At 57.5% G+C, this 23,263-nt stretch carries 23 protein-coding genes and 1 tRNA gene; 5 read left to right on the top strand and 19 right to left on the bottom strand.

The window, feature by feature from the left end; genetic code table 11:
- Positions 1-3 precede the first annotated feature (3 nt).
- The 4 genes from KCG45_RS06920 to KCG45_RS06905 all read right to left on the bottom strand — a co-directional run bounded on the left by KCG45_RS06920 (position 4) and on the right by KCG45_RS06905 (position 4,945).
- Entirely contained in the window at positions 4-855 is an 852-nt protein-coding gene (locus KCG45_RS06920) for a hypothetical protein (RefSeq protein ID WP_218316313.1), read from the bottom strand.
- Between the two features lie 3 nt (positions 856-858).
- Complete coding sequence (locus KCG45_RS06915) at positions 859-1,323, bottom strand: hypothetical protein (RefSeq protein WP_218316312.1); 465 nt, start codon at positions 1,321-1,323, stop codon at positions 859-861.
- Between the two features lie 146 nt (positions 1,324-1,469).
- Positions 1,470-2,699 (bottom strand): restriction endonuclease subunit S, encoded by a 1,230-nt coding sequence (locus tag KCG45_RS06910; protein ID WP_218316311.1) that lies wholly within the window; start codon positions 2,697-2,699, stop codon positions 1,470-1,472.
- Positions 2,696-4,945 carry a type I restriction-modification system subunit M gene (locus tag KCG45_RS06905; protein WP_218316310.1) on the bottom strand — a complete coding sequence of 750 codons (2,250 nt, stop codon included), beginning with the start codon at positions 4,943-4,945 and terminating at the stop codon, positions 2,696-2,698. Before KCG45_RS06905 ends, KCG45_RS06910 begins: the two co-directional genes overlap by 4 nt.
- A gap of 102 nt (positions 4,946-5,047) precedes the next feature.
- Here KCG45_RS06905 and KCG45_RS06900 point away from each other — a divergent pair, with 102 nt between their 5' ends.
- Entirely contained in the window at positions 5,048-5,923 is an 876-nt protein-coding gene (locus KCG45_RS06900; protein ID WP_218316309.1) for an RES family NAD+ phosphorylase, read from the top strand.
- A 123-nt stretch (positions 5,924-6,046) separates the two neighbouring features.
- On the opposite strand, the gene KCG45_RS06895 is transcribed toward KCG45_RS06900, so the two are convergent.
- The 6 genes from KCG45_RS06895 to KCG45_RS06870 all read right to left on the bottom strand — a co-directional run bounded on the left by KCG45_RS06895 (position 6,047) and on the right by KCG45_RS06870 (position 9,961).
- Entirely contained in the window at positions 6,047-6,745 is a 699-nt protein-coding gene (locus tag KCG45_RS06895) for a hypothetical protein (RefSeq protein ID WP_218316308.1), read from the bottom strand.
- An 18-nt stretch (positions 6,746-6,763) separates the two neighbouring features.
- Positions 6,764-6,937: a helix-turn-helix domain-containing protein gene (locus tag KCG45_RS06890; protein WP_218316307.1), complete on the bottom strand. Its 174-nt coding sequence runs from the start codon at positions 6,935-6,937 to the stop codon at positions 6,764-6,766.
- Between the two features lie 96 nt (positions 6,938-7,033).
- A complete protein-coding gene (locus KCG45_RS06885) occupies positions 7,034-7,645 on the bottom strand; it encodes a hypothetical protein (RefSeq protein ID WP_218316306.1) in 612 nt (203 codons plus the stop codon).
- Between the two features lie 125 nt (positions 7,646-7,770).
- Positions 7,771-8,172 (bottom strand): hypothetical protein, encoded by a 402-nt coding sequence (locus KCG45_RS06880; protein ID WP_218316305.1) that lies wholly within the window; start codon positions 8,170-8,172, stop codon positions 7,771-7,773.
- A gap of 298 nt (positions 8,173-8,470) precedes the next feature.
- Positions 8,471-9,697 carry a tyrosine-type recombinase/integrase gene (locus KCG45_RS06875; protein ID WP_218316304.1) on the bottom strand — a complete coding sequence of 409 codons (1,227 nt, stop codon included), beginning with the start codon at positions 9,695-9,697 and terminating at the stop codon, positions 8,471-8,473.
- Positions 9,698-9,874: 177 nt separating this feature from the next.
- A tRNA-Leu gene (locus KCG45_RS06870) sits at positions 9,875-9,961 on the bottom strand.
- 208 nt (positions 9,962-10,169) lie between these two features.
- Between KCG45_RS06870 and KCG45_RS06865 the strand changes: the two genes are divergently transcribed.
- Positions 10,170-11,180 carry a complex I NDUFA9 subunit family protein gene (locus KCG45_RS06865; RefSeq protein ID WP_369410746.1) on the top strand — a complete coding sequence of 337 codons (1,011 nt, stop codon included), beginning with the start codon at positions 10,170-10,172 and terminating at the stop codon, positions 11,178-11,180.
- On the opposite strand, the gene KCG45_RS06860 is transcribed toward KCG45_RS06865, so the two are convergent.
- Entirely contained in the window at positions 11,177-12,085 is a 909-nt protein-coding gene (locus KCG45_RS06860) for a dienelactone hydrolase family protein (RefSeq protein ID WP_218316302.1), read from the bottom strand. The genes KCG45_RS06865 and KCG45_RS06860 overlap by 4 nt on opposite strands.
- Positions 12,086-12,192: 107 nt before the next feature.
- Between KCG45_RS06860 and KCG45_RS06855 the strand changes: the two genes are divergently transcribed.
- Positions 12,193-14,367 carry a PQQ-dependent dehydrogenase, methanol/ethanol family gene (locus KCG45_RS06855; protein WP_218316301.1) on the top strand — a complete coding sequence of 725 codons (2,175 nt, stop codon included), beginning with the start codon at positions 12,193-12,195 and terminating at the stop codon, positions 14,365-14,367.
- 10 nt (positions 14,368-14,377) lie between these two features.
- Here KCG45_RS06855 and KCG45_RS06850 read toward each other — a convergent pair whose 3' ends face one another.
- Positions 14,378-14,812 (bottom strand): DUF3592 domain-containing protein, encoded by a 435-nt coding sequence (locus tag KCG45_RS06850; protein ID WP_218316300.1) that lies wholly within the window; start codon positions 14,810-14,812, stop codon positions 14,378-14,380.
- Between the two features lie 110 nt (positions 14,813-14,922).
- Positions 14,923-15,726, bottom strand: coding sequence for an energy transducer TonB (locus KCG45_RS15610; protein WP_218316299.1), 804 nt, complete (start codon positions 15,724-15,726; stop codon positions 14,923-14,925).
- A 377-nt stretch (positions 15,727-16,103) separates the two neighbouring features.
- Between KCG45_RS15610 and KCG45_RS06840 the strand changes: the two genes are divergently transcribed.
- The gene (locus KCG45_RS06840) at positions 16,104-16,445 is read left to right on the top strand and encodes a UrcA family protein (protein WP_218316298.1); all 342 of its coding nucleotides are present in this window, start codon (positions 16,104-16,106) and stop codon (positions 16,443-16,445) included.
- 22 nt (positions 16,446-16,467) lie between these two features.
- On the opposite strand, the gene purT is transcribed toward KCG45_RS06840, so the two are convergent.
- The 4 genes from purT to KCG45_RS06820 all read right to left on the bottom strand — a co-directional run bounded on the left by purT (position 16,468) and on the right by KCG45_RS06820 (position 20,947).
- A complete protein-coding gene (gene purT, locus KCG45_RS06835; protein ID WP_218316297.1) occupies positions 16,468-17,646 on the bottom strand; it encodes a formate-dependent phosphoribosylglycinamide formyltransferase in 1,179 nt (392 codons plus the stop codon).
- 10 nt (positions 17,647-17,656) lie between these two features.
- Positions 17,657-18,631 (bottom strand): sensor domain-containing diguanylate cyclase, encoded by a 975-nt coding sequence (locus KCG45_RS06830; RefSeq protein WP_218316296.1) that lies wholly within the window; start codon positions 18,629-18,631, stop codon positions 17,657-17,659.
- Positions 18,632-18,883: 252 nt separating this feature from the next.
- Positions 18,884-19,576: a helix-turn-helix domain-containing protein gene (locus tag KCG45_RS06825; RefSeq protein ID WP_218316295.1), complete on the bottom strand. Its 693-nt coding sequence runs from the start codon at positions 19,574-19,576 to the stop codon at positions 18,884-18,886.
- Between the two features lie 114 nt (positions 19,577-19,690).
- On the bottom strand, positions 19,691-20,947 hold the full coding sequence (locus KCG45_RS06820) for an aspartate kinase (RefSeq protein WP_218316294.1): 1,257 nt from the start codon (positions 20,945-20,947) through the stop codon (positions 19,691-19,693).
- 79 nt (positions 20,948-21,026) lie between these two features.
- Between KCG45_RS06820 and ubiG the strand changes: the two genes are divergently transcribed.
- Positions 21,027-21,767: a bifunctional 2-polyprenyl-6-hydroxyphenol methylase/3-demethylubiquinol 3-O-methyltransferase UbiG gene (gene ubiG / locus KCG45_RS06815; protein ID WP_218316293.1), complete on the top strand. Its 741-nt coding sequence runs from the start codon at positions 21,027-21,029 to the stop codon at positions 21,765-21,767.
- On the opposite strand, the gene KCG45_RS06810 is transcribed toward ubiG, so the two are convergent.
- Together KCG45_RS06810 and KCG45_RS06805 are read right to left on the bottom strand one after the other, a co-directional pair.
- Positions 21,764-22,822 (bottom strand): glycerophosphodiester phosphodiesterase family protein, encoded by a 1,059-nt coding sequence (locus KCG45_RS06810; RefSeq protein ID WP_218316292.1) that lies wholly within the window; start codon positions 22,820-22,822, stop codon positions 21,764-21,766. The two genes, ubiG and KCG45_RS06810, sit on opposite strands and share 4 nt — an antisense overlap.
- Entirely contained in the window at positions 22,801-23,151 is a 351-nt protein-coding gene (locus tag KCG45_RS06805) for an ArsC family reductase (RefSeq protein WP_218316291.1), read from the bottom strand. The genes KCG45_RS06810 and KCG45_RS06805 overlap by 22 nt, the downstream gene beginning before the upstream one ends.
- Between the last annotated feature and the right edge of the window lie 112 nt (positions 23,152-23,263).

Genomic DNA, 23,263 nt, shown 5'->3' with positions numbered 1-23,263 from the left:
CCCCTAACTCAGCGGCCAAACCTTGCGCGTGCGCAAAGTCTTGTCGTCTACTTTGTAACTATAGAAAAATTCGTGGTGTCCAAAAAGGCAAGGCGTTTCATCGCTATATCCAGCCGAATGCACCAGTTCGATGAAGAAGTGCGACAACCAGCGGACAACTGCGAGTGCATAGAAGCGACCATACTCCTGCGCCCATTTGGTTTGGCCCGAGCGTTCTGAGGCGACTTGCAGATCGGTCATCCGATTGCCGTTCTCGTCAAAGAAAAGGACGGTCGATACGTCAGACAACAATTTGCCAACGACCCTCGCGCGATGCCGAACACCGTGCTCCGCCCGCTTTCCGCGATAATGCTTGTCGAGGATCGGTTCGACTACCGTCTCCCACCACTTGTTGACCGGTTCGTTTGACGGATCGAAGTTAGGATTTCCGATTGTCTCGAAGTTCGCATACCGCCCTTTTGAGGCCGCCGCGAAGCTGTCCAGGCAATCGATCACGGCGGCACAGATTGGGTCGGAAGGGGATAGGTGCGGATTGGCTATCCCATGTTTGTGGGCAATTTTCTCAGCTTCTTCGATGAGCGGTTTCAGGCGGTGACCGTATGCCTTCACGGTCTTGGCATCTGGCAGCGATCCTTTGTGATCGATGATGTGATCTGCAACTAGGATGAGCTTCGCCAAACGCTCGATGCCGATCGATAGGCCGAAGAATGCGGTGTAATATTCACCGAAGCTCTTTCCATAGCTCGCCCTGCCAAGCGCCGTCGCTCCGGCACCAATGACTTGGCTAACAAGTGAAGCTTCGCGCCGGAGCGCATGCCACTCGGGCAGGGTGAACGGATCGGCGCGCGCACTCATAGCCTAGACCGCAACCTCCGACTGATTTTGCAGATCACCTATCTGCATGCCTGCCAGTTCGTCATAATGGTAGAAGCGCACCGAGACATCGGCATTCAATTGCCGGTTCGCATCTAGGAACGCATCAGGTTCCTGATTGGAGCTAAAGACGAATTTCCGAGCCACGATCTTCTTTTTGTAGCCCGTGTAGTGCTCGATTGTATGCTTGAGACTGCGGCACCAGCACAAACCAGCGTTCAACTGAGGTACGATCTTGTCGTGCTGAATACCCTTGGATTTGAACTCGATCAGGTCGGCACGAAGGGCGTTGCCATGTCGCCAAAACACCACGAAGTCGCAGCGTCTCGACCATGGCTTGGCGTTGTCATCGAGGAAGTGGAAGAGCGCTGGTTTTGCCCGCTTCTTGGTTGACGCCTCGAAATCGCTTTGGTCAAGTTTGAAGCCGATACCCTGCGATGGCAGGGCCAATTCAACAATCCTTGTAAGCGGCTTTGTGCCTTCCGGAGCGAAATATTCCTCCTCCAGAACGACTTTCCCGTCTGACCCATCAGAAACGACATATTCGTCATTGAGGTAGGCCAGAAGGTGATTGAAGTAGGCGCTTGCCGATATTGTCACTGAAGCCCCTCAATTTGCCCTGTGACTGCTGCTGTGATGAGGGCCGCACGATATTCTTGAAGGAGCGTTACCGATCGTTCGATCGCTTGCTCCGAAACTCGAGCGCTAGCTTCAAAGTTGGTAACCGCTTCCGCTATCTCGGCTTGCTCGTCTGGTGGAGGGTAAAGCAACTTCAGGTGAAGAAATGCCGAATTGGATAAGTGCGTCTGCTCTTTGCCGTCATTGTGCGCGAGAAGCTGCAAATTCCTGTTCAGTTGATATGCGAGGTAAGTAGAGTTTCCAGTGTGTGGGCGGATGCGGCAAACTCGTTGATTAACAGCATACTCTGCTTTCTCGTCGACTAGAAATGAACGGGCCAATGCACGTCCGTTCGGAAGATCGCTCATGACCATTAGAATGTCGCCGAGCGTGGCGGGACAGAGGTTTTCAGAGCACATCTTAACTGCTTGTCCATCGGTAGAGATAAAGCGGGCGTTCACACAAACAAAGGCCCCATCTGGATCGATGAACGGCTCATGAGCCTTGCCGGATTGAAAGTCGCAAAAGCCATTGAGCCGTTTAACCGTCCAATGTGCGGGGATTTGCCCGAGCCATTCGATGCCGCTGTCTTTCATTGGCGCATCTTTGTTCAAGCCTTTGGCCACAGCTTGGGTGATGACCGCCTGACGCTTCTCTTGGAGCTGATTTAGAAGCGTTTGCTTTTTCTCGATAAGAGCATCAAGCTTGGTCGTCTTTATATCGAGAAACTGCGCGATCCTTTCCTGCGTCGATATGGGCGGGGCGGGTATCCTGATGTTTCCATACTTGTCAGCACTAAAATTCTGAATTGTAGACTGTATAAGATTGGAATTGATAGCTGCCCAATACTCAGCACTCTGCAAATACCAGTATATGAATTTTGGCGAATAGGAACCAGATGTGCGCGACCGGATCAAATACCCCGCATAGCAAGCTTCGCCCCACGACGGTTCGTAGATGAATGACTTTCCAACAGTTGCTCCGCTTCGTGCAAGCAGAATGTCGCCTGCCTGAAGTTCAAAGCCATGAGCCACTTCCGGAGGTAGCGAACGAAAGGTTTCTGGCCGCAGTTTCCCTTCGGCAGTCACATCCGTTATGCGAATGAACCTCGGCCAATCAGGGTCTTCGAACTCGGCGGCAGCGTTAATCCCGTACTTCAGCGGCAATTCGGACGTGAACTTGAACCGGATTTTTCCGAAACTCGTCATGAAAGGAAGCTCACAAGCTCTTTGGCAATTTCCGATTCGAGTGTCTTTATTTCCTGCTCGATTTCTTCCAAAGGCCGTGGCGGCTGGTAGACATAGAAATGCCGATTGATCGGGATTTCATAGCCAACCTTAGTCTTTGTGTAGTTCACCCAGGCATCGCCCACGTGCGGCAAGACCTCCGTAGCCATATAGGTGTCGATGGTGCCGCGCAGCGCCTTGATCAGGTCTTCATTGGGACGGTCTGGGCCGAAGAAGATCGGCAGCTTCACCCCGCTTTGCGCAGCATTGGCGGACTGGGCGATCTTCTCAGTAAAGCTTTCAGGGAGAGGCGCATAGGCGAGCAGCGGGATATTCTCTGTATCCCTGAGTTCGCTATCGGGTTCCGGCCTCCCCTTGCTGTCTCGGCATATTGCCGCCTTGGGATCGCGTTCGCCCAGCGCAGAGATGATTGCCTTCTTGATTGGCGCGGGCAATTTCACCCCAGCCTGCTTGGCAGCAGCAGCCAGATCGGCATCGAAATCCGCGCGGTCGATGTAGCGCCCTTTGCCTTCGAGCGTTTTCAGGACGGCGCGAATGGCCTCCTGTTGCTCCCGGCCTGCCGCCTCTTCTTTTTCGATCAGACCAGCATCCTTGCGCTTCTTGGACACCGAGAGATTAGCGAAGGCTGTCTGCTCATCCAGTCGAGCGATCCGCTCTGGCGAGGCTTCCAGATTGAGCCGCAGCGGTCGCTCAACCACGACTTTGAGGAAGCCGAACTCATGGTTGTCGAAGATGCGGCTGACGACACGCTTCTCCCAAACGTCCTTTTTCTCATCGATGCAGACCTTGGCATCCTCGCCATCCTCGAACCTGCCGTAGATTTCGGTCAGGTGGCGGATGTGGTTTTCGCCCAGTTCGTTGCGCTTGTTGTTGAGGCTCTTCTTCATTTTGCTGAAGAAGCGGGTGCCATCAATCAATTGCACCTTGCCGCGCCGCTCTGGTGCTTTCCGGTTCGTGACAAGCCAGATGTAGGTGAAAATACCGGTGTTGTAGAAAAGCTGATCAGGCAGCGCGACAATGGCATCGAGCCAGTCATTCTCGATGATCCAGCGCCGAATGTTCGACGGGCCGGAGCCAGCATCCCCGCTAAAGAGTGGTGAGCCGTTGAAGATCACGGCGATCTTCGATCCCGGCTGGTTCTCATCACCCACTGCGTGGGGGTGCATCTTGGAAATCATGTGTTGGAGAAACAGGAACGACCCGTCATTGATTGCTGGAAGGCCCGCCCCGAACCGGCCCGAGAAGCCCAAATCCTTGTGCTCCTTCTCAACTACATCTTTCTGGTCTTTCCACTCCACACCGAAGGGCGGGTTGGCGAGCATGTAATGGAATTCCTTTTCCGGAAACCCGTCAAACGTCTTCCCGTCACCCAGCGTATCGCCCAGCTTGATGTTGTCGGTTTCTTCGTCCTTGATGAGCATATCCGAGCAGCAGATGGCCCAGCTTTCATCGTTATACTCCTGACCGAAGAGGCCCAGCTTGGCGCGCTCATTGCCTGCCAGGATCATTTCCTCAGAGATTGAGAGCATCCCGCCAGTTCCGCAGGCAGGATCGTAAATCTCCCGATAGACGCCCGGTTTGTAGACATCCTTCTCACCAGTGTAGACGAGGCTGGTCATCAGCCGGATCACCTCGCGGGGGGTGAAGTGGTCCCCAGCCTCTTCGTTTGCCTGCTCATTGAAGCGCATGACCAGATGCTCGAAGATGTAACCCATTTCGATGTTGCTGATCCGGTCAGGATGAAGATCGACCTTAGGATCGGCCATTGCCTTGACGATGTTGTAAAGGCGGTTGCTCGCGTCGAGCTTCTCGATCTGCTCGCTGAACTTGAACTTCTCGAAGATGCGCTGGGCAGTGGGCGAAAAGCCGTTGATGTAAGATACTAGGTTGGGCGCGATGTTTTCGCTGTCGCCCAACAGTTTTTCAAATGTGAAGGCGCTCGTGTTGTAGAGCGGTTGTGTCCGGTTGGGATCGACGATCTTGGTAAGCAGGTGTGGGATGGCACGCTCAGGAGTATTTGCCGCGAGCAATCGCTTGTGCTCGGCAACAACGGCATCCTTGGTCGGCTCCAGAACGCAGTCGAAGCGCCGGAGCACAACCATTGGCAGCATGACCAAGCGGTATTGAGGGGGACGATACGGACCGCGCAATCGATTGGCGATTTCCCAGATTGTCCCCGCGATTTCCTTGTGGCGTTCAGTGAGCACGAATTTCCCCGATCAGTGATTATCGCACCTTGTGCCAATGGCTTCGCAGTATGTCACTGATTTCATCGCTGCAATCTTGTGAAGACTGCTGGACAATGAAGAGTGGAAAGGCATTTTGGTGAGGGCCAACAAGGAGCACACCAATTGTCATTCAGTTCTGAGGACGCGTTTCTTAAGTTTGCACGCTCTGTGCGCGCAGACTTTCGCTTCTCTCGCACCGCCGAACAATCTGCATTTCTTGATGGTCTGGCCGCTACGAGTGCAACCCGAATAAGGGAACTGCGACCAGGTAGCCTCCTATACCGTGCGCAGCTCGACTACACACTTCGGTCAGAGGAAATCGCTCCCGACAACTTTGAGGAAGTTCCGGGCGCTCATCGGCCCGAGCGGATGCTCCCTGACGCTTCGAAAGTCGGAGAAGGTCGGATCAATCCGAGAGGGATTGCTTGCCTTTATCTCGCGACAAAGATGGAGACAGCTGCTTTGGAATCTCGACCTCTTATTGGCTCATATGTGTCGATCGCACACTTCCGAACCGAACGTGAACTCAGGATCGTTGATTGCTCGGAAAAGCTGGTTGGAAATTTGGAGCGCATCTTCAAGAGGACTTGGACCCCTGAGGAAATTGAGAAGCAGGTCTGGACCGACATCAACAACGCCTTCTCTGCACCTGTAGAGCGGTCTGATGATGTCCTAACTTATGTGCCAACACAGATCATTGCTGAAGCTTTCAAAGCGCAGGGATTTGATGGCGTGGCATACAAGAGTGGATATGGCGAAGACGGATTCAATGTGGCCGTGTTCGATGTTGCGGCAGCAAAACTCACCTCATGCGGCCTCTACCGTATTGCGAAGATGCGAGCTGAATTGGACCAGGCCGACAATCCCTATGAGGTGAGGGAAGACGGAATCTACAGAGCCAAAATCACGGCAGTCCGCCCCCTGTCGGCCAATGAAGAAACCAAGCCGACCGATTGACCACTTTACTGCCCGACGATTGGATTGATTGTCGGTGCGTCGTGCAAGGGGCTGCTTCGCTTCGCGTAGCGGGGGCTACGCTGCGCAGCCCCTCAAACGACCAGTCCGCAACATTTTCCGAAATCAATAGGCAATTTTTTGGTCTGAGACGTCGTGGCAAAGGATCACCAATCCATATTGGAGCCGCTCAAGCGCAAGTTCCTGTTCACATGCCCACCAGAAGCTGCACTTGGTATGGCTATCTATAAGCGGTAACGCAGTGTTACCGGCCCGATCGTCGGCGGAATGGGAGATTTCTGCCACTTCTTCTGGTTCAGTCTCTTCAATTGGTGACGAGGTGTCACCATTCTTCGACCGAGCCAGTGACACGTGGTCACCAAAAATCGGCTTCTTTGGTGACGAGGTCTTACTGGCTTTCGGCTTGGGTTTCACCCAGTCCTTGTAATCGTTCGTTGCGGCTTTGAACTTGCCGCCGGGCGTGGTGTTCACGAAAGTCAGTCGATATTCGCGGCCTTTGCGCCCCTTCCAATCGGCATCGCTTGTCACGTCGATAAGGCCGTGCTCCATCAACTCGGCAAACGCTTTGGACATAGCGCGACGATTGGAATTTCCGAGCCGCCGCGCCAGATGATCAAATGTGCAGACTATGCTTCCGTTGTTAAACCCGTTGAATTGAAGACACAGCTCTTTGAGCACAACACGCGCCCAAAGTGAGAGATCAACATAAGCAGCGGACCTCATCACACATTGCGGGATGCCGACCCAGCCGCCGCCCCTCGTATCTGCCTGATGGTCGGCCTTATTTTTCGCTCGACGGGACATCGGTAGAGCTCGTCTACCTTAGCCGCGCGAAGGCAGCATCTCGAACCACGCCTGCGCGTCGCTTTCTGCGATACGGGTGGCGCGACCAACCTTGCGGAAGGGCAGACGGCCTGCCTGGTTCTCGCGATAAGCGGTCGAACGGCCCACGCCATAGCGTTCGCAAAATTCTTTGATCGTGATAAGCTTATCCATTGGTGCCTCCATGGGTTCGTGGAGGCATCCAACTATGCCAATCAGTGAGGATGGTCAGTCAGATATTGGCGTTCGATCTTGAGGGTCAAAATCTGACTATTCGATCGGTGGCCGTCTTGCCTCAAGCAAAACACTTTGCCGATCGGCAGTCACCTTTTCCCGAAGCAATAGCGATGCAGCCGCCTGATAAAAGCGCGCCCAAGGGCTTTCTTCTTCGATCGGGCGACACGCAGAACCGCCCTTAAGCGTTGCTACCATCCCGAACTGATCGACGAAGATAGGCTGTAGTTTGCACGCCAAGACCAGCCGCCTCTCTCGCTCAGACGCTGGCCTGATCTTCCGAGATTGCAGAATACCGCTCAGCTTCAGCCATGCAGCCAGCTTCCGCGCTGGGCCAACAAGTTCTCCAACACGATTTGGCAAATTAACATATTCGTATGCTGCACTGCCCTCTCGTCCGCTCCCAATCTCGAGAGCCGCCATCGTGAAGTCTTCCTGCCAAGCTATCTCTCCCATTTCTTTCGATATGGACCACAACTGATCGGCGAAGCGATCCCACTTCTTGGCCATCTGAGCGCGGCTCAAGCTACCCTCTGCCTTCAACTCCGGCAGTTGGAAGTGAATTATCCGCAGTTCACGAGCGACGTATTGCCAACCATCTTCTGGTTCATGCGGAAAATGCATCTGCAAGCAGGCTTCTTCGATCAACGCCGCTTCATCTTCTGGAGTGCCGATAAAGCCCCATTCAACCCATTGGTCCCAGTCCCGCTCAATCTGAGCGCGCGAAACCCCGTAATCCTCATATCGCGGCCTCGTCTTATCTCGCTTCTTACTCATGGCATTTGCAATGGCGGCCAGTTGGCTTCCCAGAGCACAGCTTGCCGGTCTGGCGTTGCGTTCTCGCCGAAAAAGACGCTGGCGGCCATTTGGAAGAACCGCATCCAATCGTTGCTGTCGGCATCGGCGACTGCAGCACTTCCCCCAACAGGCCGTGCTTGCTCGCCGAATTGCTCCTCGAACAACGGTTTCAAGAGCACTGCCAAGCGCACCCGTTGCTGTCGTCGTGAAGTCGCTGTCCATTTTGCTGGCGGTTTGTGGGCTTCAAGCCACTCGGCCACCGAGTTGAGGTCTGCAACTAATTCGGCGAGGCCTTTTTCACGTGCCCTGAAAGCATAGTGGCTCGGAAGTGAGAGGATCGCGGTGACGTAGTCTAATTCAAGTTCAAGCTCATTCAACAGAGCCTGCGCTTCGGCCAGCCGTTTCCGCGCACTTGCGACTTTAGTCCTCACCTTCGACGCAGGTAGTCCGCCCGTCCCAATCGGACCGCAGGCTAGTTGGATCAAACGCAGCTCTTTAGCCAAAGCATCCCAACCGCATTTCGGAGCGCTCTTGCCATGAAGCTCGCTGAAGTTTTGCGCGAACGTCTGTGCATCCTTCTCCGGCGTGGGGAGGCTGCCTGAATTGACACTTGCACTATATACTCGTTCCAAATCTTCACGGCTGGCTACCGCATTCTCGTATGCGACGCGGCGCTTAATCATTTTGCGCTGAATCGAATTTTACGACTTCGCCGCCCGATCTGAGCTGGTCGAGGTAATCACTCCACCATTGCGCCATCTGGACCCGCTCTTCCCAGTAATTCCCACGACTGTATGCACCTCGGACAGCGTCGCTGTCGCCATGTGACAGCGCACGTTCAATTGCATCGGGATTCCACTTACCGCTTTCGTTCAGCAGGGTGGACGCTGTTGCTCGGAACCCATGAGCCGTAACTTCATCTTTCGAGAAGCCCATTCGTCTCAATGCTACATTGACTGTGTTTTCGCTCATTGGCCGCTTGGCCGTGTAGAATGAGGGAAAGACGTAGCCATCACTGCCGGAATGCGACTTCAACTTTTCAAGTATCGAAAGCACTTGGCGAGAAAGCGGAACGGCGTGGGCGCGCCTCGCTTTCATCTTTCCTTCCGGTATGCGCCAAATAGCTGCCTCAAGATCAAATTCTTCCCATTCCGCGTGGCGCAATTCACCCGGCCTCACGAAGACATGTGGAGTGACTTGAAGCGCTAATTTCGTGATCGGTTGCCCATCGTAGTCATCAACGACCCTTAGCAGTTCGCCTAGTTTTCCAGGGTCGAGAATAGCTGCGTAGTGCTTGGCTTTAGGGGTGGTCAAAGCACCGTTTAGTGCGGCTGCCGGATCGTGCTCGGCACGGCCTGTCCAGATAGCAAAGCGGAAAACCCTGCTCGCGAAACCACGACACTTTTTCGCGGTTTCGTAAGTTCCTCGGGCTTCTAGCTTTCGCAGCGCGGCAAGGAGCATTTGAGGATCGACATCTGAAATTGGCATGTTGCCGATCGCAGGCGAAAGCAGGTCCAGATGCCATTTCGCCTTTTCGACAGTGCGTTTGGCGAGACCCTCTGCCATCATCTTTTTCTCGATGTATTCTGCCCCGATCGCGGCGAACGTATTGGCTGCCTCAAACTGTGCAGTAGCTTTCGCCTTCTTTCGGCGGAGCGCGGGATCTTCGCCGTCGTTCAATTGCCTTCTGGCTTCATCGCGAAGTTCGCGAGCCTTGGCCAGACTGGTTTCGGGCCATGCGCCTAGTGCCAGCCGCTTTTCCTTCCCTCCGACTCGATACTTCCAGCGCCATAGCTTCGAGCCACTGGGAGCAACCTCAATATATAGTCCCTTCCCGTCAGCTCTCTTGTAGGACTGATCGGCGGGCTTGAAGGCCTTAATCTCTGCGGCTGTGAGCGTCATCTGGGGGCATCGCCTTCGCGCCAAAAGGGGCACAGGGCGACTAATGCCCCCTGGCATGCCCCCTTTTCGAACGAACTTTGGGGGCATCGCCAGAACCGTCGTGAAGCATCCATGGACTACAAATGCCCTGATTTCTGGGCTTTTGCAAGCAATCTGGGATGTTGAGGAATGTTGAAATGGTGCCCAGAAGAGGACTCGAACCTCCACGCCCTTGCGAGCGCCAGCACCTGAAGCTGGTGCGTCTACCAATTCCGCCATCTGGGCACCGGATAGCAAGCCGATCCTCTGTGATCGCTTGCCGGTAGGGGCGCGCCAATAGCGAGCGGGATGGCTTACTGTCAACGCCTTGTGCGCGTTCGCGGTGACGATTGTCGTATTGGAACGCTTGCCCCGAGCTTCGTGTTGACGCATTGGGCGCACAGATACCTACCTCGCTATGACGCAATTCAGGACCGCACGGGATTTATCGATCGTGACAACAAGCTCTCCCCTCGCCGACAAACTCGTCACTGTATTCGGTGGAAGCGGCTATCTCGGCAATTATGTAGCGCAGAGCCTGCTCGAGCGCGGCGCGCGGCTGCGCATCGCCAGCCGGCACCCGGAAAGAGGCTTTTCGCTTCAACCTCTCGCCGATCTCGGCCAGCTTCAGTTCGCGCGGTGCGACATTACCAATGCCGCAAGTGTGGCCGCCGCGCTGCAAGGTGCGGATTACGTCGTCAATCTGGTCGGAGCGTTCAGCGGCGACCTTGAGAAGCTCATGGGTGAGTCCCCGGGTACCATTGCCCGCCTCGCCAAGGAAGGCGGCATCAAAGCGGTGGTCCATGTCAGCGCCATCGGCGCCGATGCCAGTTCGAGCGCGGCCTATGCACGCGGCAAGGCGCAAGGCGAGACCAACGTCCTTGAAGGCTTCCCGGATGCGACGATCGTGCGGCCCTCGATCGTGTTCGGAAAGGACGACAACTTCCTCAACATGTTCGGCAGCATGATCTCCATGATGCCGATCCTTCCGGTATTCGGGCCCGATGCCAAACTGCAGCTGGTGTTCGCCGATGACGTAGCTGAAGCGATTGCCACCGCTTTGGAGGACCCGGCAGAGCATGGCAGTCACATCTATGAGCTTGGCGGTCCCGAACAGCTTTCCATGATGGAGATCAATCAACGGATTGCCGAGGCGCAAGGGCGTGACCGGCGCTTCATCGCGATGCCGGACGGATTATCATCGGTCTTTGCCAGCCTCCCTGGCACACCAATGAGCAAAGATCAGTGGACCCTGTTGAAACCAGGCAGCACCGTGTCGGGCGAGCACCGTACCTTTGCTGATCTTGGGATCGAACCGCGCCCGCTCGGTCTGTTCCTCAATAAGTGGATGACCCGTTATCACAAGTTCGGCCGTTTCGGCCGGAGCAATGAACGCAACAGAGAGCGCATTGCGCGCGGTGTCGGGACACCACCAACCGGCGTTGGTTCAGCGATCAAAGACTAGAGCGCATCGGAATACAATTTGAGAAGGCTGGCATAGGCTTTTTCCGCTGCGCCTTCGGCATAGGCCGGGCTGTCGAGGACGGTCCAGCCATGATCGCCGTCATAGATGTCGATATTGGCGGGACGGGCGGCTCTGCCTGCAGCCTTGGCGAACAGAAGCTTGTCCGAAGGGCTTTCGTCATGGTCGTCCCGGGCGATCGCGATCAGGAAATTTGCCTGCGTCTGATCCAGCAGGTTGTGCGGACTCATCGGATTGTCTTCGCGCACCAGCCCGCCCCCGTGGAAACTCGCCGCCGCTTTGATTCGGCCGGGCACTGCGGCTGCGCTCCAAACCGCAAACGGTCCGCCCATGCAATAGCCCTGCGCACCAATCCCGCGCGATGTGTCGACCTGCGGCTGAGAATCGAGCCATGACACGATAGCCTTGGTATCACGCATGATGGCTTCGGCAGTGAGTTTCTCACGCCAGGGGCCGACCTTCGAAAAGCCCTCCGCCTTGATGAAGGCGGCAAAGTCTCCAAACTGCTCGCCGGCAACATCGCGGTAATAGGGGTTCACCACCAGTACGGCGTAGCCTTGGCTGGCCAGCCGCATCGCCATCTCGATCTTGGCCTGGCGGACGCCAGCCACATCGGGCCAAAGGATCACGGCAGGGTATTCCTCGTCCTGCTTCGGATAAACGAGAAAACCGTCCATCGTTCCGTCTTCGGTCGCCAAGGACACCGCATCACTGAACATAGTTCTAGTGGCGTTTGCAGGATCGGGAGCTTCCTCTGAAGCATCACCACTTGGCGGGGCACAAGCAGCGAGAACGGCTGTTCCAGCTGCTGCACCAGCAAACACGCCGAACTGCCTCCGGCTGATTGCACCCTTGGCCCAGTTCTTCAGCTTCGTCTCATCGCACATCGCGCCAGGTCCTTTCGGCTATCCTGACACTTTCCATAGGCCTGTGCAGCGGCAATGGACAAGCGCTCCTTCACCCGCCACGATGGCCGCCAAGAGAGGGGAATATCATGGCTATCATGAAGTGGGCGCTGCCCATCCTGGTTGGCGGCGCTCTGGCGCTGGGCAGCTGCGAAGAAATGTTGGGCGATCAGTTCGCAGGCGGCGAAGGCATAACGCAGACGATGCTGGTGAGTGCGGATAGCGATAGCGCCAACTGGATGAGCCATGGCCGCACCTATTCCGAGCAGCGCTTTTCTCCGCTCGACCAGATCAACGTGGGAAATGTGGGTGATCTCGGACTGCACTGGTTCGCCGATCTCGATACCGCCCGCGGCCAGGAAGCGACGCCGCTCGTCATGGATGGCAAGCTCTATGTCACGACTGCGTGGAGCAAGGTGAAAGCCTTTGACGCGGCAACGGGCGAGCCGCTGTGGGATTACGATCCCCAAGTCCCCGGTGAAACAGCAGTCAAGGCGTGCTGCGACACGGTCAATCGCGGGTTGGCAGCGTGGGGCGACAGCTTGTTCTTCGGGACCCTCGATGGTCGGCTCGTCGCTCTCGACCGGGGCACGGGCGAAGTGCAGTGGGAAACCCTGACGGTTGACCAGTCGCAGAGCTACACGGTGACCGGCGCACCGCGCGTGATCAATGGCAAGGTCATCATCGGCAATGGCGGCGCCGAATTCGGCGTACGCGGATATGTCGCGGCCTATGATGCGGAGAGCGGCGAGGAAGCCTGGCGTTTCTACACCGTCCCTGAAGGTACGGAGAACGAAGAATCGCCCGAATACCTCCAGGCAGCCGCGGAAACGTGGAATACGCAAGTGCTGGTTGGGTCCGACGCGATTGGGGGCGGCGGCACCGTTTGGGATTCGATGGCCTACGACCCCGAGCTCGACCTACTTTACATCGGTGTGGGAAATGGCAGCCCTTGGAACCGCGCGTATCGCTCCCCGGGAGTGGACGGAACCGGCGAAGGCGACAATCTGTATCTTTCCAGCATCGTCGCGATCCGGCCCGACACTGGCGAATATGTCTGGCACTACCAAACGACGCCGGGCGAGACGTGGGATTACACCGCGACACAGCACATCGTTCTTGCAGACATGGAAATCGAAGGCGAGCAGCGTCAGGTGCTGATGCAGGCACCCAAGAACGGCTTCTTTTATGTCCTCGACCGGGCCACTGGGGAGTTCATCAGCGGCGAACCTTATACCGGGCTGAACTGGGCCACGGGGATCGACGAGAATGGCAGACCGATCGAAAATCCAGAAACGCGCATCGACAAGACGGGCAAACCTGCATTGGTCCTGCCCGGTCCGCTCGGCGGACATAATTGGCATCCGATGGCGTATCATCCGGGTGAAAATCTCGTCTACATCCCGGCTTTCGAGGCAGGTTGGATTTATTCTCCGCAGGCCAATTGGAAGCCTGATACCGCGCGCGGCTTCAACATCGGGATGGACATGGCGGCGAACGATCTTCCCCCCGACCTGGGCATTCGTCGCCAGGTCGAAGGTACGATCAAGGGGATGCTCGTCGCGTGGGACCCGGTCGCACAGGAGGCTCGCTGGAGCGTCGAGCACCCCGGCCCGTGGAACGGCGGACTGCTCGCTACCGGAGGCGGGCTGGTTTTCCAGGGAAACCAGTCGAGCACCTTCAAAGCCTATGATGCGGCGAGCGGGAGTGAGCTCTGGAGCTTCGCCGCACAGACCGGCGTGGTCGCTCCTCCGATCAGCTACAGCGTGAACGGTGAGCAATATGTCGCTGTGCTGGCCGGCTGGGGCGGGGCGTTTGCGACTTCGACCGATGGCGGTCTGATCGACAAGGATGGCGCGGTGCCAAATATCAGCCGCCTGCTCGTCTTCAAGCTGGGCGGCGAGGCGGCGCTTCCCGAGATGCCAGAACTTGCGGCGATGCCGCTTGATCCGCCGGCCAGCCGCGCGAGCGCGCAAACGATTGCCGCAGGCGGCGCGGACTATGCGCGATATTGTGCCGTCTGCCACGGTCCCGCGGCGGTAGGGGCTTCGTACCTGCCGGATCTCAGGCGGTCAGGAGCGCTGGGAAATCGCGCGACCTGGGCGTCTATCGTTCACGACGGTGTCTTGACCGCCAACGGCATGGCATCGTTCTCGGACTCGCTCGACAAGGAAGACGTAGAAGCCGTCCGCGCCTACGTGATCCACCGCGCGAACGAGGACAAGGCGCTGGAGGGTGCAGCGGATAAAGTCGCGAGGCGTTAGCGCATGCCGCTTAGCGATATCCGCCAATCTGCCATGCCACGGCGAGCGTTCCGGCGCAAAGCACTAACACTGCTACGACCCCAAGCCACTGCCGTACTGGCGATGCTATCTCGGCGCGAGCGGGATTGGCCGGATCGTACCGGACGGTTACAGCTTCGCCGAGCGGTCCGGCTTCACTTCGAAATTCGTTCTGGGAATGCACCTCGATCTCTGCGGCAGACCCGTCCGGAGTGAACCGAAAAATAGCGCCGTAACTGTCGGGCGCTTCATCATCGCGGATCACACGGTAACCAGTAATCCGTCCCCGGACTGTCTTGCCGTAGGCCAGCCTTACGTTCCGATCAGCCAGCCACAAGGCAACGGCGAAAAGCGCAGCGGCGCCAATGCCGAACAATGCTTCCGGAAATCCCCCAAAGATTCGCGCAAAAGCATCCGAAACATTCATGTGCGCCCCCTCCCTTGCCCAAGACAGACAACCGACCAACGGCAATTTACCAGAACACGCTCTAAAGCAAACCCTGCGCTATCGGGTTGGAGCAGCGTAACAGCATTCTCTTACTCAGTGACATCGTAGGCGATCTCGATGATCATCCATCGGCCATAGACTTGGTCACCGCTCTGATCGCGTATTTTGACGCGATAGGAACGCTGCGCCTTCAGCGCAGCTGCACCGAACCCCATTCCAGCGGGTGATTCGGCGACGATCGAGCAATCCCGCACCCGGTTTCGGCTTAAGGCGCGGCACTTGAGGAAAGCCCGGCCGAAAATGCCGGCCTCCCGCGCCTCCTTGGGATACAACCGTTTCACGACCGCGAAATCCATTTCCGGCGCCCATTCGGCGACAAGCAGTTCCTCGCCTCCTTGCCCCCGACCGGAACCTCCATCTCCGGAACCGGATCGGCCGAGGCCTGCACCGTCTTCCAGACTTCCGTACCGTACTCTTCCCTTGGCTCCTTCGGACAAAAACCCCGCTTCGCCATCTCCACTTGCCCGCTTGATTGGAGCGAGGTCGATTTCAGCCGCTGGTATCGGTGCTGCAGCCGGTGCGAGCGCAGCGGGTTGGTCGATGTCCGGTACCGGTGCCGGTTTGGGTGCAGGTGTATCGAATGCGTTCTCGCGTTCTTCCTTAGGTTCTGCCTCTAATCGTGCGACAGGTTCGGCCAAGGGCCGTTCAATGCTGACAACAATCAATGTCTCCAAGTCGTCGTCGACGATTGGAACGTTAGGGCTTATCCAAAGCAGCAAGGTGAAAAGAAATGCGGTCGCCAGAATCGCCAGAGAGAGACTGGCAGTATCGGGCGTGCCGAAGCGCCGCTTCGACAAGTAATAAGCATACCGGGATAGCGACGTTTGGGCCACGGCTCCTTCCGGGATAGTACCTCCCTGAAAGCTCTAGCAAAAGTGTGCGCTATGAAACAGGTTTACTTGATACCGATAGCGATAAACCCTGCGCTAGCTCCCTCACGACCAAATGCGATGCTCGGGCCCGCCAAGAGCAATCCATCGCCGATGTCGCGATCGATCGTTGGCAGAGCCACACCGACCTGCGCACTCCTTGCGGCGTCGCGAGTGTTCGCCCGAAACACAGTGCTCAAAGATTCCGAGCGCTGCATGTAACCAATCCAATAGACGGTGCGAACTGGTGGATGTCGAGCGGGTGTTTCCTTACCCCTCCCTGTAATACTCGCTCGGCCCAGTTTAAATAGACCCCATCAACGCCCTAAAAGGAAATTATCATGTTCAACCGTAAAGTATTCACCGCCGTCGCTATTGGTATCGCAGCTCTTAATGCACTTCCCGCAAGCGCGCAAACCACAGTGGAAGTGTCAACCGGTCAATTCGACCTTACAACGACCGCAGGTCAGCGCGCGCTCGATGCTGAATTGAACTCTGCCGTCGACAAGATTTGCGGCGTCCGTCCATCCAGCCTGACGCTTCGTGGCGTCAACAGTCATCAGAACTGCATCGCTGAGACGAAAGCCAGCTTTATGGAGCAACGCAACTTTGCCATCGCGCGCGCGCAGAGCGAAAGCCGCCTCGCCGTCACTGGTGAGCGCGCTTCGAACAACGCAGGTTAAGTCATCAAAGTTGAGCCGGAGCTTATTCGGAGTATCGGATCCTTATGGCTCCGGCCACTTCACCGGCGAGGCTGCGTGCCTCGTCGGTGTCGTCTGCGCTAGCCAGTGCAACACCCATCCGGCGGTATGGCCGGGTCGATGGCTTGCCGAATAGCCGGACATCGACGTCGCCGGGGCTCGATAATGCGTCGGCGAGTCCTTCGTACGCAAAATCCTCGCTATCCCGATCGGCTAGGATGACGGCGGATGCGGCGGGACAGCTCGCAATCTGTGCTGGGACAGGCAAGCCCAGTATGGCGCGCGCATGAAGGTCGAATTCGCTCAGGTCCTGCGAAATCAGAGTCACCATCCCCGTGTCATGCGGGCGCGGCGAAAGTTCGGAAAAAATCACGTCCTGCCCACGAATGAAGAACTCGGCACCGTAGAGCCCCCAACCTCGTCCCCCTCCTTTAAGGGCTTCCACCACCCTGGCCGCCATGTCCTGTGCGTGGCCAAGAGTGCCTTCCTCCATCGCGGCCGGTTGCCAGCTTTCCTGATAGTCACCGCGTTCCTGCCGGTGACCGATTGGCGGACAGAATGTAGTGCCGCCCCTGTGCCGAACGGTGAGCAGCGTAATCTCGTAGTCGAAGTCGATAAACTCCTCGACGATCACTCTGGCCCGGTCTCCGCGCATATTGGCGACGGCATAATTCCAGGCGGCTTCGAGGTCAGACGCGGTTTCGACTTTGCTTTGCCCCTTGCCCGACGATGACATGACCGGCTTAATTACGCAGGGCAGTCCCGTGTAGTGAGCACCGGCATGCACTTCATCGAGGCTTTCCGCATAGCGATAGCGGGATGTGATGATGCCAAGTTCATCCGCTGCAAGATCGCGGATCGCGTCGCGGTTCATCGTCAACTGGGCCGCGCGAGCCGATGGCACGACGTTGTACCCATCCTGCTCCAGCTCGGCGAGTACCTCGGTCCTGATGGCTTCGATTTCGGGAACAATCAGGTCGGGCTGGTGCTTTTCGACAGCCGATCTTAGCGCCGCGCCATCGAGCATTGAGAAAACTTCGCGCTCGTCGGCGAGCTGCATGGCTGGTGCATTCGGATATGCATCGCAGGCGACAACTCTGGCCCCCAGCCGCTTCGCCGAGATGACAAGTTCGCGGCCCAGCTCGCCTGAGCCCAAAAGAAGAATCGTTGCTATATGCGCCATAGCCGCAGGCCTAACGCGGAGCGGCAGCAACTCCAACAGGGCTGGCGCCATTCGATGCGTTTTGACGTGCAGCAACCGCCCCGGACATGTCGTAGCCGCAATGGCCGACCTGCATACCGCCGCCCGCGCGCGCCATGACCAGCGAAAGCTCCGCTTGGCGCAGGGTCCAGTCGACCGTGCACTCCACGGTCGCAAGACCGGCACTTGCAGAGAGTTGTGGCCCACGCGATGATGACGGCAAGGCGAGTGCTGAAAAAGTCTTCAGCACATCCCCGGCCCATTCCCGCGCGGCGCTGGCCGACATATTCGGCAGGATTACCGCGAACCTCTCGTGATCGAGCTGGGCGATTTCGTGCCCCGGCAGTGCCATGGTCTCGAGGAATTTGGCAAAGCCCCACATAATTTCATCGGCGGTTCGCTGGCCGTATTGCATGAACATGGCACGCATGGAATCGACGGCGAAAACGGCAAGAAGCTGGCCGCCGCCTGCCGCAAGGTGTCGCCGCAGATTCGCGCAAAATGCCTGGCGATTGGCTAGGCCGGTGAGCGGATCGGTAACCGCCCGGCTATGCAATTCCCCTTCAAGTACCCGTTTGTGCTGAACGGATCGCAGCAGGCCCAGCGCGCCTTGCGCAGTGCCGCCTTCAGCGGTGATCGGGCGCAGGCTGAGCGAATACCACCGCCGGTAGTCGGCAGGATCGAACACCGAAGCGGGCGCGTTCGCGATAACTGGAAATTCGCACCACCGGCTTTCCGCCTCGCCCTTCATGGTTTTTTCGACGAAGGCACCAACCAGGTCGCTATGCTCACCGTCAGCCAGATCGGATACATGCGGCATGACGAGCATGCCCGCAATATCATACCCCAATTCGGAGATGTTCTCCGAGCCGTGAACAATGAAGCCCTGGGCATCCAACCGTAGAACGATATCGCCGGACGCTTCTTCAACCAGACCGTGCAGCACACGGCCTTCCAAATCACTCAAACCCATTTTCATGCCGAATTGCCCCCGGCGTTAGCGACTAACCCCTGTTTTTCCGCTCGACAGTCAAGATCATCTGTAAACTAACAAATCACCGAAACAGAATAAATTTTCCCCTGTTATTCCGTATTCGATGATAAATTTCGTTAGTTCAGTGAGTTTACTAGACTAAAAAACGAATCAACGCTGGAATTTGTTTACCATATTTCCAAGAAATAGAGCGTGCCCAATCAGTCACAGTGTGGTGAACTCGGTCTAAATCTCAATCATGATACGGATGCTATGGGGGTCGGTTCCGAATGCAGTAGCAATACGTAAGCGGCATTCCTGCGCTATTGCACTGCCTTCGCTTGTCGGCATGGTGTCACCCAACTCCTCGACAGATATGCCAAGCGCGGCTGCGATCGCATCTATCCTTTCGGGAAGAGGGCGGGCCTTGCCCTTCTCCCAAGCCCAAACGGTCGGCTTGCTTACGTCAAGCGCGTCGGCAACCTGAGCAAGGGTAAGACCGCGTTCGCGCCGTAAACGGTTTAACCGCACGCCAAACGGTTCGGACAGGACCGGAGAAAACCGGTTCTTGTCGCCAGCACCGCCGGTATCCCCGGTCATGGCCTGCGTACGGCCGAGCATATCTTGGGTTTGAGCAGCAGCAAGCGCGCCTTCACTGATGGAGCTTCCGAATGCGCAACCGAACAGGCGGCCGCTTTGCCATACCACGCTCGCATCGACGCGTCCGGCTTCGGGAAGCTCGACCGCGAGCACCTCGCCCTCTTCGAGCGGCAGATCTGTTTCCAGGAGCAGACCGGATGCCGAAAGGTTATGCACCGTGACGTTCGCGGTCGTCCCGCCAGGCAGCGCGCCCGAGGTTTCGAGCTGCATCGCGCGGCGCTGTTCGCGGCGATCGTCGACGATGCCAGGTGATGGATCAAGGTAGGCTCTGAGGACCATGTATTGCGACTCCCGTGTGGAGAGCAATAAGTCCAGTTAGCACCGTTAAACGCGAGTTACCGACTATGGTTAACGGCGGTCAGATGACCGCAGATTGCTGCGGACCGAGCTGTGTTAATCCTCAGCGTCTAGACCATAGGCCGTGTGGAGCACGCGTACTGCCAATTCGGTTTCGTCCTCGTCGATCATGACGCTGACCTTGATCTCAGAAGTCGAGATCGCCTGGATGTTGATCCCGCGATCCGACAGAGAGCGGAACATCGTGCTGGCGACGCCGGCATGGCTCTTCATTCCGACACCCACCACGCTGATTTTGGCAATCTTGCTGTCGGTGATTATGCGGTTGAATCCGATGATGTCGCGCTTGTCCTCCAGCATGGCCTGCGCTCGCGCCAAGTCAGCCTGCGGCACGGTAAAAGTCACGTCGGTTTCGCCCTTGTCCCGGCCGACGTTCTGGATGATCATATCGACATTGATACTGGCATCGGCGAGCGGTTCAAAGATATGCGCCACCGCGCCCGGTTTGTCCGGCACTCTGGTGAGGATGATTTTCGCCTCGTTCTTGTCGTGGGCAATGCCCGTCACATGCCGGCGTTCCATCAGGCCCTTCTCCACCAATTCATCCATTTCTTCATCCGACACGATCATCGTGCCGGGCAGTTCGTCCGCCGAGATCGCATCGTCCCCGACGAAGCTGGAGAGCACCTGCAGGCGCACGCCCTCTTTCATCGCAAGCCCGACCGAACGGGTCTGAAGCACTTTTGCTCCAACGCTCGCCAGCTCCAGCATCTCTTCATAGGTTACCGCTTTTAGCTTGCGAGCCTTGGCGACGATGCGCGGATCGGTCGTGTAGACGCCGTCCACGTCGGTATAGATATCGCAGCGATCTGCACCGACTGCTGCTGCTACTGCAACCGCCGAAGTATCGGAACCGCCGCGTCCGAGCGTTGCCACGCGGCCTTCCTCGGACAGGCCCTGGAATCCAGGCACGACCGCAATCTCACCCGCTTCCATGCTTTCGATCATCCGTGGCGCATCAATGGTATCGATCCGGGCTTTGGCATGGGACTCGACCGTCCTCACCGGGATCTGCCAGCCAAGCCAGCTGCGCGCCTTGCAGCCAAGCGATTGCAGCGTCAGCGCAAGCAGGCCGCTTGTCACCTGTTCTCCGCTGGATACGACCACATCGTATTCCGCCGGATCATAGAGCGCGTTTGCCTCCCGGCAGAAATTGACCAGCCGGTCCGTCTCGCCCGCCATGGCACTGACGACAACCGCGACCTCGTTCCCGCCTGCTGCCTGCGCGCGTACGATATTTGCGACGCGTCGAATGCGTTCGGTTCCGGCCATTGATGTGCCGCCGAATTTCATCACAATGCGTTGTTTGCTCGTTGCCAAAGCGCGTAAGCCCCCGCTGGTTAGTGCGTTCGCGCGCTGTTAAGGAGCCTCAATGGGAAACGCAAACGTATCAAATGTAACCATTCGGCCGGAGGAGGCCGCATTCTTCGCCGATCTCGCGAAGGACTGGTGGAACCCTAGGGGCAAGATGGCCTCGCTGCATCAGGTCAATCCCGTGCGGATGGAGTTCATTCGCGATGCAATCGATGCCCACTGGAACGGCGATCCGCGCTCCGTCAAACCGCTTCTGGGCAAGACGGCACTCGATATTGGTTGCGGCGCCGGGCTCGTTTGCGAGCCGCTCGCGCGGCTTGGCGCTGACGTCACCGGGGTCGATGCGAGTGCGGAGAATGCTGCGGTCGCGGCCTCCCATGCCGAGGCAAGCGGGCTTGATATCCGGTACATGGCCGGTGAAGTGGGCAGCCTCGATATCGGTACATTCGATCTCGTCACGAGTGTCGAAGTGATCGAGCACGTTGCCGACAAGCGCGCGTTTCTTGCAGACGTGGCCGCGCGCCTGGCGCCGGATGGCTTGCTGGTCATGTCCACCCCCAACCGGACGGTCCAATCGCGTGTCCTGCTGGTCGGCGCCGCCGAGGCGATCGGATACGTGCCCAAGGGAACGCACCATTGGAGTGATTTTATCACGCCTGAAGAGTTCGAGGATTTGCTGGCCGAGGTTGGGCTGGAAGTCACGGATCGGCGTGGCATCGCCTACGGGCTCGGCAAAGGCTTGCACCTGTCCGACAACGAAGCGCTCAATTACATCCTGAGCGCGCGCCGCAGCAACTAGTCGCCCGCCGCTTCTGCCAGTTCAACGAATTCCTCCACATTATCGGTGAAGAAACCGTCCGCGCCGCTCGCGATCGCGGCCAACCATAGCTGGCGGTAGACGCCATCTGCAGCTGGTCCGCCAGAGCTTTGAAGCGGCGCAGGCAGAAACCCGTTTTCCTTGCGCAAAGTCCACGGATGGACCTGCAGCCCGAGTGCGTGCGCGTCAGCAACCACGCTCGTATTCGCCATCGTGTCCGGATCAAGCACGTAACCAAGCCATGGGCCGATCCCGTCTGCATAGGCCGCGATTTCCGCAAGGCCGCTTGGCGTAACCATCTCGGCATAGCGCATATCCGGCTCGTCGATCGGTCCACCGTCAGGATGGATCAGCTGCACCAGCCTATAATCGCTCCGCTTGTCCAGGCGTTGCAGAGTGCCGACTTCGAAGCTTTGGATGAAGATCGGATCGTCAGAACCGATGTTGAGGTCGCGCAGTTCTCTCAAGATCAGATCGACCACGTCTATCCCCGCATCCTCCAGCAGGAAAGTCGGATGCTTGAGTTCCGGATAAAGGCCGATCCTGCGCCCGGTTTCGGCTTCTTTCACCCGGACGAGCTGAACAATCTCGGCAAACGTCGGAACCTGGTATAGACCGTCATACCGGGCATTGCCGGGCCGCGCGCTCGGCACCCGTTCCTTGGCACGAAGGGTGCGCAACTCGGAAAGCGTGAAGTCTTCCGCGAACCAGCCCGCCACGCGCTGGCCATCGATCGTCTTGTCCCGGCGGCGGTCTTCGAACTCCTCGCGGCTGGCCACATCGGTCGTGTCTGACAGTTCATTCTCGTGACGCGAGACCAGGACGAGATCCTTAGTAACGACAAGATCCGGTTCGATGTAATCCGCACCTTGTTCGATCGCGAGTTCATACGCGGCCAGCGTATGCTCGGGCCGGTCTCCGCTGGCACCGCGATGCGCGATGATCAGCGGATCACTTTGCGCCAAGGCTGGCGTCGGCGCAGCGAGGCCCAGCACCAGCGTAGCGAGGGCGCTCTTCAACAAAATGTTGCGGACCATTCGTCTTCCTTGAAACCGATCAGCGTTGCGTTGGAGTGCTCGGCCACTGGCCGCTTGATCATGGAGGGGTGCTGAACGAGCAGTTCTACAGCCGCGTGACCGTCCGCTGCTGCGGCTTTGTCTTCTTCGGAAAGCTTGCGATAGGTCGTTCCGCGCTTATTCAGCACAACATCGATGCCGTGTTCGGCAATCCAAGCCTTGAGCTTGGCCGGGTCGGCGCCTTCCTTTTTGTAATCGTGGAAAGTGTATTCAACGGCGTTTGCATCCAGCCATTTGCGCGCTTTCTTCACAGTGTCGCAATTGGGAATGCCGTAAATGTGGATGGTCATCGCGTCTTTGCTGCTCCTAGTTCAGGATCGACGAGCACCTAGACGCCTGAGGCTGCGAACTGCAAGGCTGCCTGCTTGCGTCGGACAAAGAAAAAGGCCGCCCAGTATACAC

This window comes from Erythrobacter ani, assembly GCF_019204025.1.
Classification (GTDB): domain Bacteria; phylum Pseudomonadota; class Alphaproteobacteria; order Sphingomonadales; family Sphingomonadaceae; genus Erythrobacter; species Erythrobacter ani.
Note: the sequence above shows the minus strand (reverse complement) of the source record. Positions and strands in the feature narration are given on the sequence as shown.